The sequence below is a fragment of the Sphingomonas nostoxanthinifaciens genome (assembly GCF_019930585.1).
Lineage (GTDB): Bacteria > Pseudomonadota > Alphaproteobacteria > Sphingomonadales > Sphingomonadaceae > Sphingomonas_I > Sphingomonas_I nostoxanthinifaciens.
On record NZ_CP082839.1, the window covers coordinates 2824763 to 2839607 of the forward strand.

15 protein-coding genes and 1 riboswitch are annotated in these 14845 nt (G+C 66.7%); of the genes, 11 read left to right on the forward strand and 4 right to left on the reverse strand.

The window, feature by feature from the left end; translation table 11 throughout:
* Nucleotides 1–45 precede the first annotated feature (45 nt).
* The 6 genes from K8P63_RS13245 to K8P63_RS13270 all read left to right on the forward strand — a co-directional run bounded on the left by K8P63_RS13245 (nucleotide 46) and on the right by K8P63_RS13270 (nucleotide 4475).
* Nucleotides 46–603, forward strand: a complete 558-nt coding sequence (locus K8P63_RS13245; RefSeq protein WP_223796498.1) for a hypothetical protein — start codon at nucleotides 46–48, stop codon at nucleotides 601–603.
* Between the two features lie 133 nt (nucleotides 604–736).
* Entirely contained in the window at nucleotides 737–1198 is a 462-nt protein-coding gene (locus tag K8P63_RS13250; RefSeq protein ID WP_223796499.1) for a DUF4126 domain-containing protein, read from the forward strand.
* Nucleotides 1195–2568, forward strand: a complete 1374-nt coding sequence (locus K8P63_RS13255) for an FAD-containing oxidoreductase (protein ID WP_223796500.1) — start codon at nucleotides 1195–1197, stop codon at nucleotides 2566–2568. Before K8P63_RS13250 ends, K8P63_RS13255 begins: the two co-directional genes overlap by 4 nt.
* 50 nt (nucleotides 2569–2618) lie before the next feature.
* Nucleotides 2619–3065, forward strand: coding sequence for a preQ(1) synthase (gene queF, locus K8P63_RS13260; RefSeq protein WP_223796501.1), 447 nt, complete (start codon nucleotides 2619–2621; stop codon nucleotides 3063–3065).
* Nucleotides 3066–3311: 246 nt separating this feature from the next.
* Nucleotides 3312–4109: a type 1 glutamine amidotransferase domain-containing protein gene (locus K8P63_RS13265; protein WP_223796502.1), complete on the forward strand. Its 798-nt coding sequence runs from the start codon at nucleotides 3312–3314 to the stop codon at nucleotides 4107–4109.
* A gap of 72 nt (nucleotides 4110–4181) precedes the next feature.
* On the forward strand, nucleotides 4182–4475 hold the full coding sequence (locus K8P63_RS13270) for a putative quinol monooxygenase (RefSeq protein WP_223796503.1): 294 nt from the start codon (nucleotides 4182–4184) through the stop codon (nucleotides 4473–4475).
* Here K8P63_RS13270 and K8P63_RS13275 read toward each other — a convergent pair.
* Complete coding sequence (locus K8P63_RS13275; RefSeq protein WP_317629311.1) at nucleotides 4447–5619, reverse strand: DUF5694 domain-containing protein; 1173 nt, start codon at nucleotides 5617–5619, stop codon at nucleotides 4447–4449. The genes K8P63_RS13270 and K8P63_RS13275 overlap by 29 nt on opposite strands.
* A gap of 274 nt (nucleotides 5620–5893) precedes the next feature.
* On the opposite strand from K8P63_RS13275, the gene K8P63_RS13280 reads away from it, so the two are divergent.
* From K8P63_RS13280 to K8P63_RS13300, 5 genes are all read left to right on the forward strand, one after another.
* Entirely contained in the window at nucleotides 5894–8770 is a 2877-nt protein-coding gene (locus tag K8P63_RS13280) for a TonB-dependent receptor (RefSeq protein WP_223796504.1), read from the forward strand.
* 138 nt (nucleotides 8771–8908) lie between these two features.
* Nucleotides 8909–9481, forward strand: coding sequence for an RNA polymerase sigma factor (locus K8P63_RS13285; RefSeq protein ID WP_223796505.1), 573 nt, complete (start codon nucleotides 8909–8911; stop codon nucleotides 9479–9481).
* 90 nt (nucleotides 9482–9571) lie between these two features.
* Complete coding sequence (locus K8P63_RS13290) at nucleotides 9572–10510, forward strand: FecR family protein (RefSeq protein WP_223796506.1); 939 nt, start codon at nucleotides 9572–9574, stop codon at nucleotides 10508–10510.
* A 175-nt stretch (nucleotides 10511–10685) separates the two neighbouring features.
* Nucleotides 10686–11054, forward strand: a complete 369-nt coding sequence (locus K8P63_RS13295; RefSeq protein WP_223796507.1) for a BlaI/MecI/CopY family transcriptional regulator — start codon at nucleotides 10686–10688, stop codon at nucleotides 11052–11054.
* On the forward strand, nucleotides 11051–12691 hold the full coding sequence (locus K8P63_RS13300; protein ID WP_223796508.1) for a M56 family metallopeptidase: 1641 nt from the start codon (nucleotides 11051–11053) through the stop codon (nucleotides 12689–12691). The genes K8P63_RS13295 and K8P63_RS13300 overlap by 4 nt, the downstream gene beginning before the upstream one ends.
* Nucleotides 12692–12704: 13 nt before the next feature.
* Here K8P63_RS13300 and K8P63_RS13305 read toward each other — a convergent pair whose 3' ends face one another.
* The 3 genes from K8P63_RS13305 to K8P63_RS13315 form a co-directional block, all read right to left on the reverse strand.
* Nucleotides 12705–13079: an EamA family transporter gene (locus tag K8P63_RS13305; protein ID WP_317629312.1), complete on the reverse strand. Its 375-nt coding sequence runs from the start codon at nucleotides 13077–13079 to the stop codon at nucleotides 12705–12707.
* Between the two features lie 83 nt (nucleotides 13080–13162).
* Nucleotides 13163–13303 (reverse strand): hypothetical protein, encoded by a 141-nt coding sequence (locus K8P63_RS13310; protein ID WP_223799930.1) that lies wholly within the window; start codon nucleotides 13301–13303, stop codon nucleotides 13163–13165.
* A gap of 44 nt (nucleotides 13304–13347) precedes the next feature.
* Nucleotides 13348–14712, reverse strand: coding sequence for a voltage-gated chloride channel family protein (locus tag K8P63_RS13315; protein ID WP_223796509.1), 1365 nt, complete (start codon nucleotides 14710–14712; stop codon nucleotides 13348–13350).
* Between the two features lie 23 nt (nucleotides 14713–14735).
* Nucleotides 14736–14812, reverse strand: a riboswitch (Fluoride riboswitch).
* Between the last annotated feature and the right edge of the window lie 33 nt (nucleotides 14813–14845).

The following is a 14845-nucleotide window of genomic DNA, read 5'->3' on the forward strand; positions in this document are numbered from 1 at the left end:
GGGCTATCGATCCTGCTGTTCGGTGCCGCCGCGCCTGATGCAACGGTGACGGCCATCAAGCCGATCGGGCTGCACGATGGCGTGAACGTCGTGCCGGCGTTCCTCCCCGACGGTGCTCCGGCGACGATCGTGCAGGCGTGGCGCGCCAACGGCAATGCGCATGGGCATCATGACTGGCTGGTGCTGGCCGCCACCGCCGAAGGCCATGGCGCGGGCGAGGTGACGCTGGTCGATCCCGAGGGCGACCGGCGCGGCGGCGTGATCTCCGACGCGCCGTTCGACGGCGAGCGCGTGCTGGATGCGGTGCGGTTCGCGCACGGGCAGGCAAATGGCCGCCCCGCCAGCCTGATGGTCGAGAGCCGCCTCGACGACCCGCCCAGCCACATCCCCGCCGATCATGCCACCGCCACGATCCGCATCTTCCGGCTGGAGGCGACCGGCGGCGCACCCGGCGAGTCACCGCTCGAATTTCGGCTGATCGCGACCCGCCGCACCGGCAAGCGCTACTGCAATGCGGATCTCGCCATGGCACAGACGCTGAGCCTGCCATTGCCGACCACCTATGGCGGCCCCAACCGGATCGACGGCTGCTTCCCCGGCTGAGCGTGGGCTATCGCCACCGGGCGATCGCGCCTATGATCGAAACGCACGCGAAACGGGGCGTCGGCGCCCTCTGGGCGTCCGATGCGCGTGCCGGGCCAGCGCCCGCCCCGTCCAGCCCTTGGGGGAGCCGGCCATGATCTATATTCTCGCTTTGTCGATCGGTGTGATTGCCGGACTGCGCGCGATGATGGCGCCCGCGGCGATCAGCTGGGCAGCGTGCTGCGCGCTGCTGCCGTTGGGCGGAAGCTGGCTCGCTTTCCTCGGTTACCGCTTCACGCCATGGGTTCTGACCATCGCCGCGTTGGGCGAGTTGGTGACCGACCAATTGCCCTCGACCCCCAGCCGCAAGGTGCCCCCGCAATTCGGCGCGCGCCTCGTCTCGGGCGGGCTATGCGGCGCGGCGCTGGGCATTCCCGCCGGACAATGGATTGCCGGGCTGGTGCTGGGGCTGGTCGGCGCGGTGATCGGTACGCTGGGTGGGGCAGCGGCACGCGGCGCGCTCGCCCGTGCCTTCGGCAGCGACCGGCCGGCGGCATTCATCGAGGATGCGGTGGCGATCGCCGGCGCCTATGCGATCGTGAGGCTGGTGGCGTGAACCGACGCTTCGACGCGATCATCATCGGCACCGGGCAGGCCGGGCCGCCGCTGGCAGGGCGGCTCTCCGCCGCCGGCATGACGGTCGCGATCGTCGAGCGCCATCTGGTCGGGGGCACCTGCGTCAATACGGGCTGCAAGCCGACCAAGACGCTCGTCGCCTCGGCCTATGCCGCGCACATGGCGCGGCGCGGCGCCGATTTCGGGGTGGTCACCGGCCCGATCCAGATCGACATGACCAAGGTCCATGCCCGCTCGACCAAGATCTCAGCCGACAGCCGCGCGAGCAACGAGACATGGTTGGGCGGCCTGGCGGGCGTCGAGCTGATCTTCGGCCAGGCGCGCTTTCTCGACACGCATCGCGTGGCGGTGGGCGACGACGTGCTGGAGGCGCCGCGCATTTTCATCAATGTCGGCGGCCGTGCCCTGATCCCCGACATGCCGGGCGTCGACGACGTGCCCTTGCTCACCAACAGCTCGCTGCTGCGCATGGCGACCCTGCCCGAGCATCTCGTCATCATCGGCGGCAGCTATATCGGGCTGGAGTTCGGCCAGATCTACCGCCGCTTCGGATCGCGCGTGACGATCGTCGAGAAGGGCCCGCGCCTGATCGGCCGCGAGGACGAGGACGTCTCGGCGGCGGTGCGCGACGTGCTGGACAGCGAGGGGATCGCGATCCGCACCGGCGCGGAATGCATCCACTTCGCGCCGCACGCGCACGGCGTTCGCGTCGGCGTCGATTGCACCGATGGCGATCCGGAGATCGTCGCGAGCCACGTTTTGCTGGCGGTGGGCCGAGTGCCCAACACCGACGATCTCGGCCTCGACCGAGCCGGCATCGCGACCGATGCGCGCGGCTACATCATCGTCGACGAGCGGCTCGCCACCAACGTGCCCGGTATCTGGGCGCTGGGCGACTGCAACGGACGCGGCGCCTTCACCCATACGAGCTACAACGATTTCGAGATCACCGCCGAAAATCTGCTCGACGGTGCCGATCGCAAGCTGGGCGACCGTATCCCCTGCTACGCGCTCTACACCGATCCGCCGCTCGGCCGCGTCGGCCTCAGCGCGGCGCAGGCGCGCGCCGCTGGCCACCGCATCCGCGTCGGGCGGCGCGCGATGACGCGGGTCGGGCGTGCGGTCGAGAAGGACGAACAGGCCGGCTTCATGGAGATCGTGGTCGATGCCGACAGCGACCTGATCCTGGGCGGTACGATTTTCGGCACCGGCGGCGACGAGGCGATCCACACCATCCTCGACATGATGGCGAACCACGCGACCGCGACGACACTCCGCCGCACGATGCACATCCACCCGACCGTGTCGGAATTGATCCCGACCATCGCCGGAGAATTGAAGGACGGGTGAGCCACCCCTAGAGGTGACGAATCCCGCGCCAGCGCCTACATGGCCGCCGCATGAGCATCACCCATCTCGGCCAGACCTCCGCGCTGCCCGCCTCGCCCGACGCGGCGACGCTGGATTACGTGCCCAATCCGCGCCCCGGCCGGCCGTATCTCGTCCGCTTTACCGCGCCGGAGTTCACTTCTTTGTGCCCGGTCACCGGCCAGCCCGATTTCGCGCATCTCGTGATCGACTATGCCCCTGCCGCGACGATCGTCGAGTCGAAGTCGTTGAAGCTGTTCCTTGGCGGCTTTCGCAACCATACCGCCTTCCACGAGGATTGCACGGTCGGCATCGCCGAGCGGCTGGTGGCGGAAATGACGCCGCTGTGGCTGCGCATCGGCGGCTATTGGTATCCGCGCGGCGGCATGCCGATCGACGTCTTCTGGCAATCCGGCACGCCGCCCGAGGGGCTGTGGCTGCCCGATCAGGGCGTGGCCTCCTATCGCGGGCGCGGGTAGGCCCGCGATGCCATGCGTTTGCGGCGGAAGCCTTCGACTCTGCGTGAACACACCACTATAAATCGCGACATATACGCGCTGCACGAAGATCTCATCGCGCCTTTTCTGGCAATTTCGTGGCAAGCGTGGTAATCGCCTCGCGCCGGATCGAGGTCGCGTCACGACTCAACCGCACAGATCGTCGCTCATCGAACTGCTGACTTACAATGCCTCGCCCCGGCTCCTCGAACCGCAGGGAGAAAGCATATGTCCAAGGCACAAGTGCTTGTCGTCGGCTCCAACGCCACCCGGATCGAAATCCAGGGAGGCGGAACCGGCCCGACCGGGCAATATCTGAACGAGCTGGTCGTCCCGATCATGGCGGTGATCGATGCCGGCTACGACATCGTGTTCGCGACCCCCAATGGCCACAAGCCGTTCATCGATCCGGTTTCGGACCAGACCATGCATTTCGACAATGACGAAACGGCGCATCGGCACGGCCGGGACTTTTTCGATAACGATCCGGCCATGAACGAGGTGCTGACCCTGCGCGCGGTGATCGATGGCGGGCTCGACCAATATGCAGGCTTTTTCACGCCGGGTGGCCAGGCCCCGGTCGTCGATCTGATGCAGGATGCCGAGCTGGGCGAGATCCTTCGCCATTTTCACGACCGGAACAAGCCGACCGCCTTCCTCTGCCACGGCCCGATGGCGTCGGTCTCCGCCATGCCGAACGCGAAGGCGTTCCGCGCGGCGCTGATCGACGGCGACAATAGCCGCGCAGCCGAACTTGCGCGCGGCTGGCAATATGCCGGCTACCGGATGACGGTCTATTCGGCGAGCGAGGAGAAGCCGATCGAGGACAATATCCTCCACGGCAAGCTCTATTTCCATATGCCCGAGGCGTTGGAGACGGCCGGTGCGGAGGTCACTACCGGCCCCGATTTCCAGCCCTATGTCGTCGAGGATCGCGAAGTGATCACCGGCCAGAATCCGCGATCGGATCACGAAATCGGCGCCAAGCTGGTCGCGGCGCTCGACCATGTGACGGCCGCCGTCTGAACGCCACGAGCGCGCGCACGGGTCCCCTCCTGGTCGGGCCGCATCTTTCGCCGATCAAAAGGGGGCTTGCGCGTGCCGCACGTCAAAATCACCGCGATCCTGACCGCTCGGGCCGCTACGACCGACCATCTGTACCGATTGCTCGAGGATATGGCGCCGCATTGTCGCGCCGAGCCGGGCAATATGGGCTGGAATGTCTGGCGCGATCGGAGCGATCCGTGCCGCTACGTGCTGGACGAGCTTTACGCTGATGACGATGCCGTCGCGGCGCATCGGAGTTCGCCGCATTATCAGCGATATCTGTCGGAGGTTCCGGCGTTGGCCGAGCGGTTGGCCGTCATTTCCGAGCCGCTGCTGGTCGGGTAGGCACGGGCGCGTCGGCCAGCACGGCGTTGGCATCGACCAGCCGGACGTCGTGCATCTGGTCGAGATAGGCCTCGTAATAGCCCTTGTGCGACGCGCCGACGATCGCCAGCAGGCGCGTGCCGGGATAGCGCCCGAGCACGTCGCGGATGTTCGCCACCATCCGCAGGTTGCGCGTCTCCCAATAGCCCAGATATTGCCGGCCGAAACGCTGCGGCGAAGCGTCCGCCATTGCCGCGCCGAAATCCGACCGATAGGCCAGCAAGGGCGCATCGGGCGCATTGTCCGCCCGATAGAGCGCGAGAATGCCGCCGGGCAGCGTCATGCGCTTTTCCAGTTGCGCCTGCTCCGACGTACGGGCGTGCGTCGCGGGATTGTCCCACGCGCGCTTCATCGCATCGGCCGCCGCCTGCCGCTGGGCGGGATCGGAATCGTCGGCGGTGTCGGCCGAATGATCGTCCACGCTCCACAGCCGCTCCAGTCCCAGTCGCGCGGCGACCACCGCCGCGACGAGGCTCGTCTCGTTCGGCCGGTCCTTGAACCGGTCGAGCGCAGCAACGAGCGCGTCGTCCAGGCCATCGCCCGCGCGTCGTTCGGAGAGCGGCAGCCGGAGCCACTGGACCAGCGCGGAACCGCGCTCGCCTGCCGCAAGCAAGATCGCCGCGAGATGCCGCCGCTGCGCCGGTGTCGGCGCGGTCGGCCACGCGGCGAGTAACCGCTCGGCCTTGGCATTGGCGGTGGGCACGTCGAGCCCGGTGGCGCGCGATGCCGGCGTGGGATCGGGGCAATAGACCTGCACCGTATCGGCGTAACGCGACGGATAGCGCCGCATGCTGTCGCATTGCAGGCCGGAGACGTCCTCGGTGGCGATCGCCGCCGGGCGCCACGACGCGAGACGATCGAGCAAAGGCGCCAGCATCGCCGACGACGGGCGCTCGGGCAGGCTGGACAGGTGCGCCGTGCCAAGCACGAGCACCTCGTTGGGCATGCCGGCGACCGGCCCCTTCAATGTCTCGGGGCGAAATGACGGGCGGTAATCCTGCGCGGCGGCGAGACTGGACGCCAGCAGCAGAAATCCGGTCGCGCAGGCAGGAATGAAACGCCCGGCGCGGCGGCGCGGCACGCATACGGATCGGGTCTTGGCCAACACGATCTCGCGCTAGCACGCGTGTATTGTATCATCAACACACCTTCATAACCGAGCCCTGACCGCGGTGCTGCCGCCCGACGCAAAAGAGCGGCCGCGACATGGCGGTTTTCGGCGCGCCGAACATCGGACGGACGATGCGGAATACCGCAGCACGCAATGTGGGGGCACGTTCATGCGCTATCGTTCAGCCTTAATTCTCTTGCTTGCGAGCGCGTCCGCTCTGCCGACGGCCGTCGTTTCGGCGGAACCGGCGCGTGCCGCGACGCGCGCGGTGGCCTTCGATATTCAATCCGCGGATCTTGCCGGCGCGCTCAACGAAGTCGGCCGCCAGAGCGGGATGCAGATCTCGTTCCCCTTCGATCGCGTGGCCGGGCATCGCGTCGCGCCGCTGAAGGGCACGATGCCGGCGGCCGACGCCGTCCGGCGCCTGATCGCGGGCACCGCGCTGACAATCGGCGAACTGACCGACGAGCATATCCTGCTGATCCAGGGAGCCGCGACGGGCACGGAGCCGGCAGAAGCGGGAAACGACATCCTCGTCACCGGCCTGCGCCTCGCCAACCGGCGAGCACTTGAGTCGAAGCGCAACACCAACCAGATCATCGACGCCGTCAGCCAGGACGACGTGGCCCAGTTGCCCGACGTCAACATCGTCGAGGCGGCGCGGCGCATTCCCGGCATCTCGGTCGTGTCCGATCGCGATTCCAGCCGCGGCCACGACAATTACCAATATGTCACCATCCGCGGCCTCGACAGCCGCTACAACCTCGTCACCGTCGACGGTGCGCAGATCGCCAGCGCCGACAGCAGCTACCGCGGCGCGCAGCTCGCCGTGCTTCCGGCATCGCTGGTCAGCGAGATCCAGGTCATCAAGACGGTGACCGCGCAATATGATCCGCACGCACTCGGCGGCCAGCTCAACCTCGTCACCAAGAGTGCCTTCGATACCGGCAATTACTTCACGGCACAGGCGTTGGGCGGCTGGACCTCGCAGACCGGCAAGGTCGTGCCCGATGCGCGCGCCAATATCCGCGCCAGCGGGACCGGCGCCGTGCTGTTCGGCGCGGACAAGCAGTTCGGCTTCGTGCTGTCGGGCGAATATCAGCGGCTCGACAATTCGGCGCGCGCGACGCTGCCGGGCGACACTGGCGGCGCGGGCTGGACCTATTACACGGCCGCCGGCGCCCAGACCGGCGACATTCCGAACTCGACCGGCGTCGCCGTGCCGGTTCGCGTGCAGGATTACGCGTTCGTCGAGCGGCGCGAACGCTACAGCGTCAACGCCAAGCTCGAATATCGTCCGAGCGACCGCTTCGGCATCTCGCTGTTCGGCGGCTATTATCACGAAACGTCGGCCGAGGATCGCTACGAGGCGCTGGGACTGCCGGCCGCAGCCTACACCCCCGGCGCCACCCCCGACACCGGCGCCCTAAAGACCGCCAACTATCAGTTCGGGCTGGTCACCCAGCCGGAATCGCGCCGCACCTGGCTGATCAACGGCAATGCGCATTACGATCTCACCGACAGGCTGAAGCTTTCCGCCGGTCTCTCGGACTCCAACGCGCACTACAATCAAGACCGCTGGATGTACAAATGGAACACCGGCATGAACGAGGTCACCGGCAGCACCACCAACCTGCCGCAATATGGCTACAGCTATTCGGTGACCGGCGGCCAGCCGACGATCACGCTCAACGATCAGGCGGCCGCCAGCATCGCCAACAATTACCAGCCGCGTTACTGGCGCCACATCGTCTACAACATCGATAACAAGGTCCGCGCGGCCCACGGCGAACTTGCCTGGAACAATGGCGCGGAGGATCGCGGCTTCGGCGCCGATATCGGCTTCAGCCGGACGCTCACCAACGTCCTGAGCCGAGCCGACAATCATGAATGGTATGCGGCAAACCCGGCATCGGCGCTGCTGATCGGCAATCTCGATCAATATTCGCAGGCGACGGTATTGAATCCGCTGACCGCACCGGGCCTCCCCTTCTACCTGATCGACGCCGGCAAGGCCAATGCGGTGCTGATGAACCACCCCGAGTGGTTCCGCTCGGTCGATCATACTGCCGATATCTACGCGGCTTATTATCGCCTGCGGGAATCGATCACGGCGGGCTACGGCCAGGTCAACTGGCGCAGCGACGCCGTCTACGTGCAGGCCGGCCTGCGCTACGACACCACCGACGTCTCGGTCGACAATTATACGCGGACGACGGCCAGCGGCGTCACCACCTATCCGCTGACCCAGCGGAACAAGAATTACGCCTACCCGCTGCCCTCGGCGCTGGCGATCTGGAACGTCACCGAGCGGATGAAGCTGCGCGGCAGCGTCAGCAAGACGATCGGACGTCCGGATTATGGCCAATATGGCGCGACCACGACCATGACGCTGGATACGTCCAATTCGGCGACCCCGCTCACGATCAGCCAGGGCAATCCCGATCTCAAGCCGCGCCAGTCGTGGAATTACGACGTTTCCTACGAATGGTATTTCGCGCCGGGCAGCCTGTTTTCGGCCGGGCTGTTCCTCAAGAACATACGCGACGAGATCTTCACCAAGTCGACGATCGGATCCGGCGTCTATAACGGCGTGACCTATGCCGCGATGATCACCCAGCCCGTCAACGGATCGAAGGCCGGCGTGAAGGGCGCCGAAATCCAGCTGATCAAGGACAAACTGGATTTCCTGCCCGGTCCGCTCCGCAACCTGGGCGTTTCGATCAACGCGACATGGCTCGACGGCCATTTCGACTTCTCGTCGCTCAATTCGGCGGGAACGCTGGTGACGCGGCGGGTCGGCGCGCTCATCAACCAGCCGGACCACATCTACAACGCCTCGCTCTTCTATGTCGGTGGCCCGATCAGCGCGCGGATCGCCTTCAACCGGATCGGCGCGTCGCCGGTCTCGGTCGACTCGAACTATAGCTGGCGCGACATCTGGGCGGACGAGCGCGATCAGATCGACCTGCAGGCAAGCTATCGCATCAAGCCGTGGCTGGAGGTCACCAGCGAAGTACAGAACCTGACCAACACGTCGTTCGAAGCACATCTCGGGCCGCATCGCGGGCTGTTGCAGACGCGCTATCCGGTCGGCCGGACGGTGTGGTTCGGTCTCGTCTTCAGGCCGAACACGCGCGGCTGAGCTTTCTCTCCCCCGCACACCGATCCGTGCGGGGGAGATCATCCGCGAAAATGGTCATACTGTCGCGCATCTGTCATCGCCGCGTATCAAACCGCTCATAGGCACGGGCAAGACCCTGAAGCAGGCCCGCCCTTTACCATGTCCTGGCTCCGACCGATCGATGCATGGTTCGCATCGTCCATCCTCCCGCACGAAGCGGATCTCCTGCGCCAGGCGCGCCGCTGGTCGGGCAACGACGACGAGGCCCGCGATCTCGTCCACGAAGCCTATACGCAGTTGCTCCAGCTTTCGGCATGGGATCATATCGGCACACCCGCCGCCTACGCTGCACGCATGATCCGCAACCTGGCGCTGCAGCGCATGCGGCGCGCGCAGATCGTGCCCATTCGCCAGTTCGCGGCCCTTGAAGAACTCGATCACCCCGATCTCGCGCCCGACAGTTTCGCGGTCTGCGCCGGGCGCGACGAGATGCGGCGCGTGATGGCGGCGATCAATCGCCTGCCCCCCGCCAGTCGCCGCGTCGTCCTGCTGCGCAAGTTCGAGGAATTGCCGCCGCGCGAAATCGCCAAGCGACTTGGGTTGAGCCTGTCGACGGTAGAGAAGCATCTGTCGCGCGGCATGTTCCTGCTGGTGCGTGCGCTGCGCGAACCGGTGGCGACGGCGGCGCTGCCCGATATTCCCAGGGATGAAGCCGACCGCCGCGAGGCGTGATCGACGATAAATCGCGCCATGACATGGCGGTCTTCGCTGGTCTAATCATCAGATACATTGGCCTGGCAATTTTGGTGCGAGCACGCGGTGTTGGATAGTTCGACCAAGCAGCAGGACGAGATCGAGGAGCAGGCCGCGGCCTGGCTCACCGCGCTCGATTCCGGCCGGGCCGATCGCGCGGCCTTCGAACGCTGGCGCGCCGTCGATACGGCGCATGCGCTGGCGTTCATCCGCGTCGATCGGGTCTGGCGCGATCTCGACAAGCTTGGACGCCTCCAGGCTGATGCTGAGCCGTCGGCGCCCACCGAGGACCGGCGTCCCTCTCGCCGCGGCGCACTGGCTGCGGCGGCCACGGCTGCCACTCTCGCGGCCGGCGGGGGCGTGTTCGTCGCCACCCAGGCGGCCGCGAACACCGTCGAGACAGCGGTCGGCGAACGACGCCGTTTCTACGTGCATCCGCGCATCGCGCTCGATCTCAACACCGCCAGCCAGTTGCGCTGGTGGAACAAGGACGGCGGCATCGAGGTGGAACTGGAGCGCGGCGAGGTCTCCGTCTTGTGCGACGCCGGCGCCCCGCCTTGCCTGCTGCACGCCGATGCGTCGCAATTTCGACTAAGCGGGGGGCGCTTCAACGTGCGCCTGCACGGGGCGCAGGCGCTCGATCTCGTGACCATTGCCGGCGAGGCGGACATGCTGGAGCCACGCCATCAGATGATCCGCCAGCGCCAGAAGGTGCGCCTGTCCGCGCAGGGCGAGCAGATGCGTCCCGTTTCCGACAGCGAACTGGAAGCGCTGGCGGCCTGGCAGAACGGCGAATTGCTGTTCGCCGGCGAACCGCTCGACGTCGCCGTGGCGGAATTCAACCGTTACCTGCCCACACCGCTGGAGCTGGGCAGCGCCGATATCGCGACGGTGCGGCTCGGCGGCCGCTTCCTCGCCAACGATCCCTCCGAGTTCCTGAAGGCGTTGCGGGTCGACTTTGGCATCCATGCCCAACCCGAGGCCGACCGGATCGTCCTGCGGCGTTGACCACGAGCCCCTGCGCCAAGCAGGTTTCAATGTCTGCACGCGGCGAATTGGGCCTGCGTCGGCATCGGCGCCACTCCGGGGCAGGCCTTGACGCCACCCGCCCTTCTCCGACCGTCGCCCTATTGACGACTACATTTGTGGTCGATATGACTACGGCTGTAATCGGAGTCGGGATTTGGCCGAGCGGATCAGCGATGGCGAGCATGTCGTCATGGAAGTCTTGTGGGCCGATGCTCCGCTGACGGCCGCGGACGTGGCCGGGCGGATCGATCCGGCGCGCGGCTGGAGCGACCGCACCGTCAAGACGATGCTCGGCCGCCTGCTCGCCAAGGGCGCGCTGTCGCACGAAGAAGACGGCCGCCGCTACCTTTACCGGCCGGCTGTCGCCCGCGCCGATTATGTCGAGAGTGAATCGCGGCGGCTGGTCGACCGGCTGTTCGGGGGTCGCGCTGCGCCGCTGGTCGCCCATCTCGCCGAGCGGCAGGCGCTGAGTGAGAAAGACATATCCGAGTTGGAAGCCCTGTTGAGGGAGCTGCGCCAATGAATGCCTGGATCGTCGACATGCTCGTTTCCTCGAGCCTGCTCATGCTGCTGGTGCTGGGCAGCCGCCGCCTCGTCGCCAGCCTGTTCGGGGCGCACGTCGCTTATGCGCTTTGGCTGCTGCCGGCGCTGCGCATCGTCTTGCCGCCGATCCCGGGCCTGCGCACGCTCTACCAGCCGGTATTGGTGGCGGCGCCGGTGCAGGCGATCCGCGTCGGTATCGCACCGCCCGGCGCGGTCGCCGATCCCTTCGTGCTCCCGCCCGATCTGGCCGATGCGATCCGACAGGCCCCGCCGAGCATCGACTGGCCGAGCCTGCTGATCGCATTGTGGGCGGCCGTGGCGGTGTTGTGGTTCGCCTTCCAGATCCTTCGCTACGGACTGTTCGTGAGGAAGGCGCTTGCGCGCGCGACCCACTTGTCGACCATCTCGGGCGTCGACGTCTATTCGAGCGACAATGTCGAGGGGCCGATCGCGTCAGGGCTGCTGCACCGCCGGATCTTCCTGCCGCGCGACTTCCTCGATCGCTACAGTTCGGCCGAGCGCCGCCAGGCGCTGCTGCACGAGGCCGCGCACCACGACCGGCACGATCTGGTCGCCAACGTCTTGGCGATCGCGACCGTCGCGGTCCACTGGTGGAACCCCCTCGCCCACATCGCCCATCGCGCCTTCCGCGCCGATCAGGAGATGGCCTGCGACGCCACCGTGCTCGGCTCGTCCGAACCCGGCGATGCCTATGATTACGGTGCAGCGCTCGTGAAATCGACTATCGGCAGAGCGCCTGCCGCCGCCTGCGCCTTCAACCGCGCGCAAGGGATCAAGAGGAGGCTGAAGATGATCAAGCAAGGTCGCCTGTCCTGGCAACGCCGCTTGTTCGGAGGTGCATTGGCGTTGACCGCGATCGGCAGCGGCCTGGTGTTGACGGCCACCGGCAGCAGCGCCGCAGTCGAGCCACAGGCAGCCCGCGCGGTCGCGCCGCCGGACACGGCGGACGCGGTGCCGCTCGCGCCGATCCCGGCAGACAATGTCGCCCCCGTCGAGCGACCGGCACCACCGGCAGCACCCGCTCTTCCAAATCCCATTGCTCGTTTTACCCCGCCGCCAAGGCCGATCATGCCACCGGTCGCCATAACCGACCGCGCCGTGCGCGCCGCGGAAATGCAGGCACGGACTGCCGAGCGCGTCGCCCGCGCGAAAAGCCGGATCGCCGAACGATATGCGCGAACGCAATCGCGTGACGCCGAGCGCTATGCCCGAGCACAGTCGCGCATCGCCGAGCGGCAGGCACGTGCAGCCGAGCGACAGGCGGCCGCGTCGGCGGCGTCCCGCCGGACCGTGATTTATGCGCCCGCGGATAGCGAAATTCGTCAGATGGTCAGCGCTTCGCTGACCCGGACCCGCGCGCAGATGGCGTCGAGTTGTGCGGCGCGCGGCACGCCCATCTCGGCCGGTGAGCGCGATTGGAGCCGGATCGCTTTGTGCGGCGATCCTGTGGCGATCAACATTCGGATCATCCACGCGATGCAGGCTGCACGCGATCAGATCGGACGGCAGCACGACGCCGAGGGCGATGCCTATCAGCGCATGCTCAATTCGATCGATGCGGCGATCGCGCGAATGAAGTCCCGCACGGCGAGCTGATCGAGGGAGGGGATCAGGCCATGGCCACCAGCACGGCGCCGCCGCCGATCAGGACGATCCCCAGCCAGCCACGCAGCGACAGATGCTCGCCCAGCACCGTGACCGCAATGATTGCGACGATCACGACGCTGAGCTTGTCGATCGGCGCGACGCGAGCGGCATCGCCGACCTTGAGGGCGCGGAAATAGCAGAGCCAGGACGCGCCGGTGGCAAGCCCCGACAGGGCCAGGAACAACCAGGATCGCGGGCTGATATTGCCGACGGGCCGAAACTTTCCGGTCGCTGCCAGCAGCACGCCGAGAACGGCGATGATGACGATCGTGCGAAAGAAGGTGGCGAGATCGGAATCGATCCCTTCCACCCCGACCTTGGCGAAGATCGCGGTCATGGCGGCGAACGTCGCGGACAGCAGAGCCCAAGCGAGCCACGGCGCGGAGGGGATGAGGGCCATCGGACCGGTCCGCCGCCTGCTCATCCCATCTCCCCCGCCGATCCGTCCGGCACTAGCTTGTTGCAGCGCCGGCCGATCGGTTCGATCCGGCAATGCCCCGCAAGCCTGGGGGGCATGATCATGCCGGTTTCCGGCAGCGCGATAGTGTGGGCGTAGGTCATGAGCAGCGTTCCCGGCTGAGATGGAGGGACGAGAGAAGAACGCATCAACGATCGGCCAGCCTCGCTGCGCGTACATCGCGAAGCGTCACGTCCGACGGCACCGATCCATGCCCACTTTTCGGGATCGCGATGCGCTGCGACAGATAGATGCCGTTATGGCCCGAGCAGATGTAGGCGGTGAAGCAGGCCACCGCGATCGGCACCGCGTCGGCCGCTCCGAACAGTTCGATACCCATCATCGTACAGGCCAGCGGCGTGTTGGCGGCACCCGCAAAGACGGCAACGAAGCCGAGCCCGGCGAACAGATCGACGGGAGCGTGGAGCAGTCCGCTCAGCGCGTTTCCAAGCGCCGCGCCGATGAAGAAGAGCGGCGTCACTTCGCCCCCCTTGAAGCCAGCCGACAGCGTGACGACGGTGAAGAGAATCTTGAGCAGCCAGCTCCACGGGTCGATCGGGCCGGCAAAGAAGCCGGCGATCGTCGGATCGCCGGGGATCGCCGACCAGACACCAAGGCCGAGATAAGCGCGCGTCCCGAACAGATACACCATCGCGATGACCGCAAGGCCGCCGATGACCGGCCTTGCGGGGCCGTACGGAACCATGCGCTTCAGCCATCCGCCGAGCGCATGATTGGCTTCCGCGAAGGCGAGACCGACGAGACCGAACAGCACGCCAGCAATCGCGGCCTTGCCGAGCAGTAGCGGCGCCATGATCAGGCCCGCCGCCGGATCGGGCACGAAGCCGATGCGATAAATCGTGTGATGAATGCCCCAGGCGTGGCAGGTCCAGTCGCCGACGACGCCGGCGACGAGGCATGGCAGCAACGCGCGATATTCGACCCGCCCGACCGCGATCACTTCGAGCGCGAAGATGGCACCCGCCAGCGGCGTTCCGAATACGCCACCAAACCCTGCGGCGATCCCCGCCATCAGCAGCGCCCGCGCGCTTTGGGCATCGAGCCGGAAGCGGATCGCAACTGCGCTGGCAAGGCTTCCGCCAAGCTGGACGGCGGTCCCCTCGCGGCCAGCCGATCCGCCGAAAAGGTGGGTGACGACGGTTCCCAAAAAGATCAGCGGCGCCATGCGGAGCGGAACGCCGCCGCCCGGCTCATGAATCTGCTCGACGATGAGGTTATTGCCGCCCTCCACCGACGTACCGAACGCCCGATAGAGCAATCCCACCGCGGCGCCGCCGACGGGCAGCAGGAAAAGCAGCCACGGATGATCGAACCGAGCCCTGGTCGCGAAATCCAGGCTCCACAGAAAGGCCGCGCAGAGCGTCCCCACTGCCGACGCCATCGGCACGAGCAGCAACGCCCAGCGAAGAACGGAGATCGCGTGATCGTGCCGCTTCTTAAGAAAGCCGACCACATCGAGCGTATCGAACAGATTGTGAAATGTCGCGCGCACCATTCCTCCTTGCTGCCTTGCGGTGCCTGGTAGGAATCATCGGCCCTTGCGAGGGCGGTTCGGCGCGAGCGCCCGGCAGAAATCCATTGCCGTGGCGCCGCTATGGCGTTGGCAGGCGGAACGGTCAACCGCG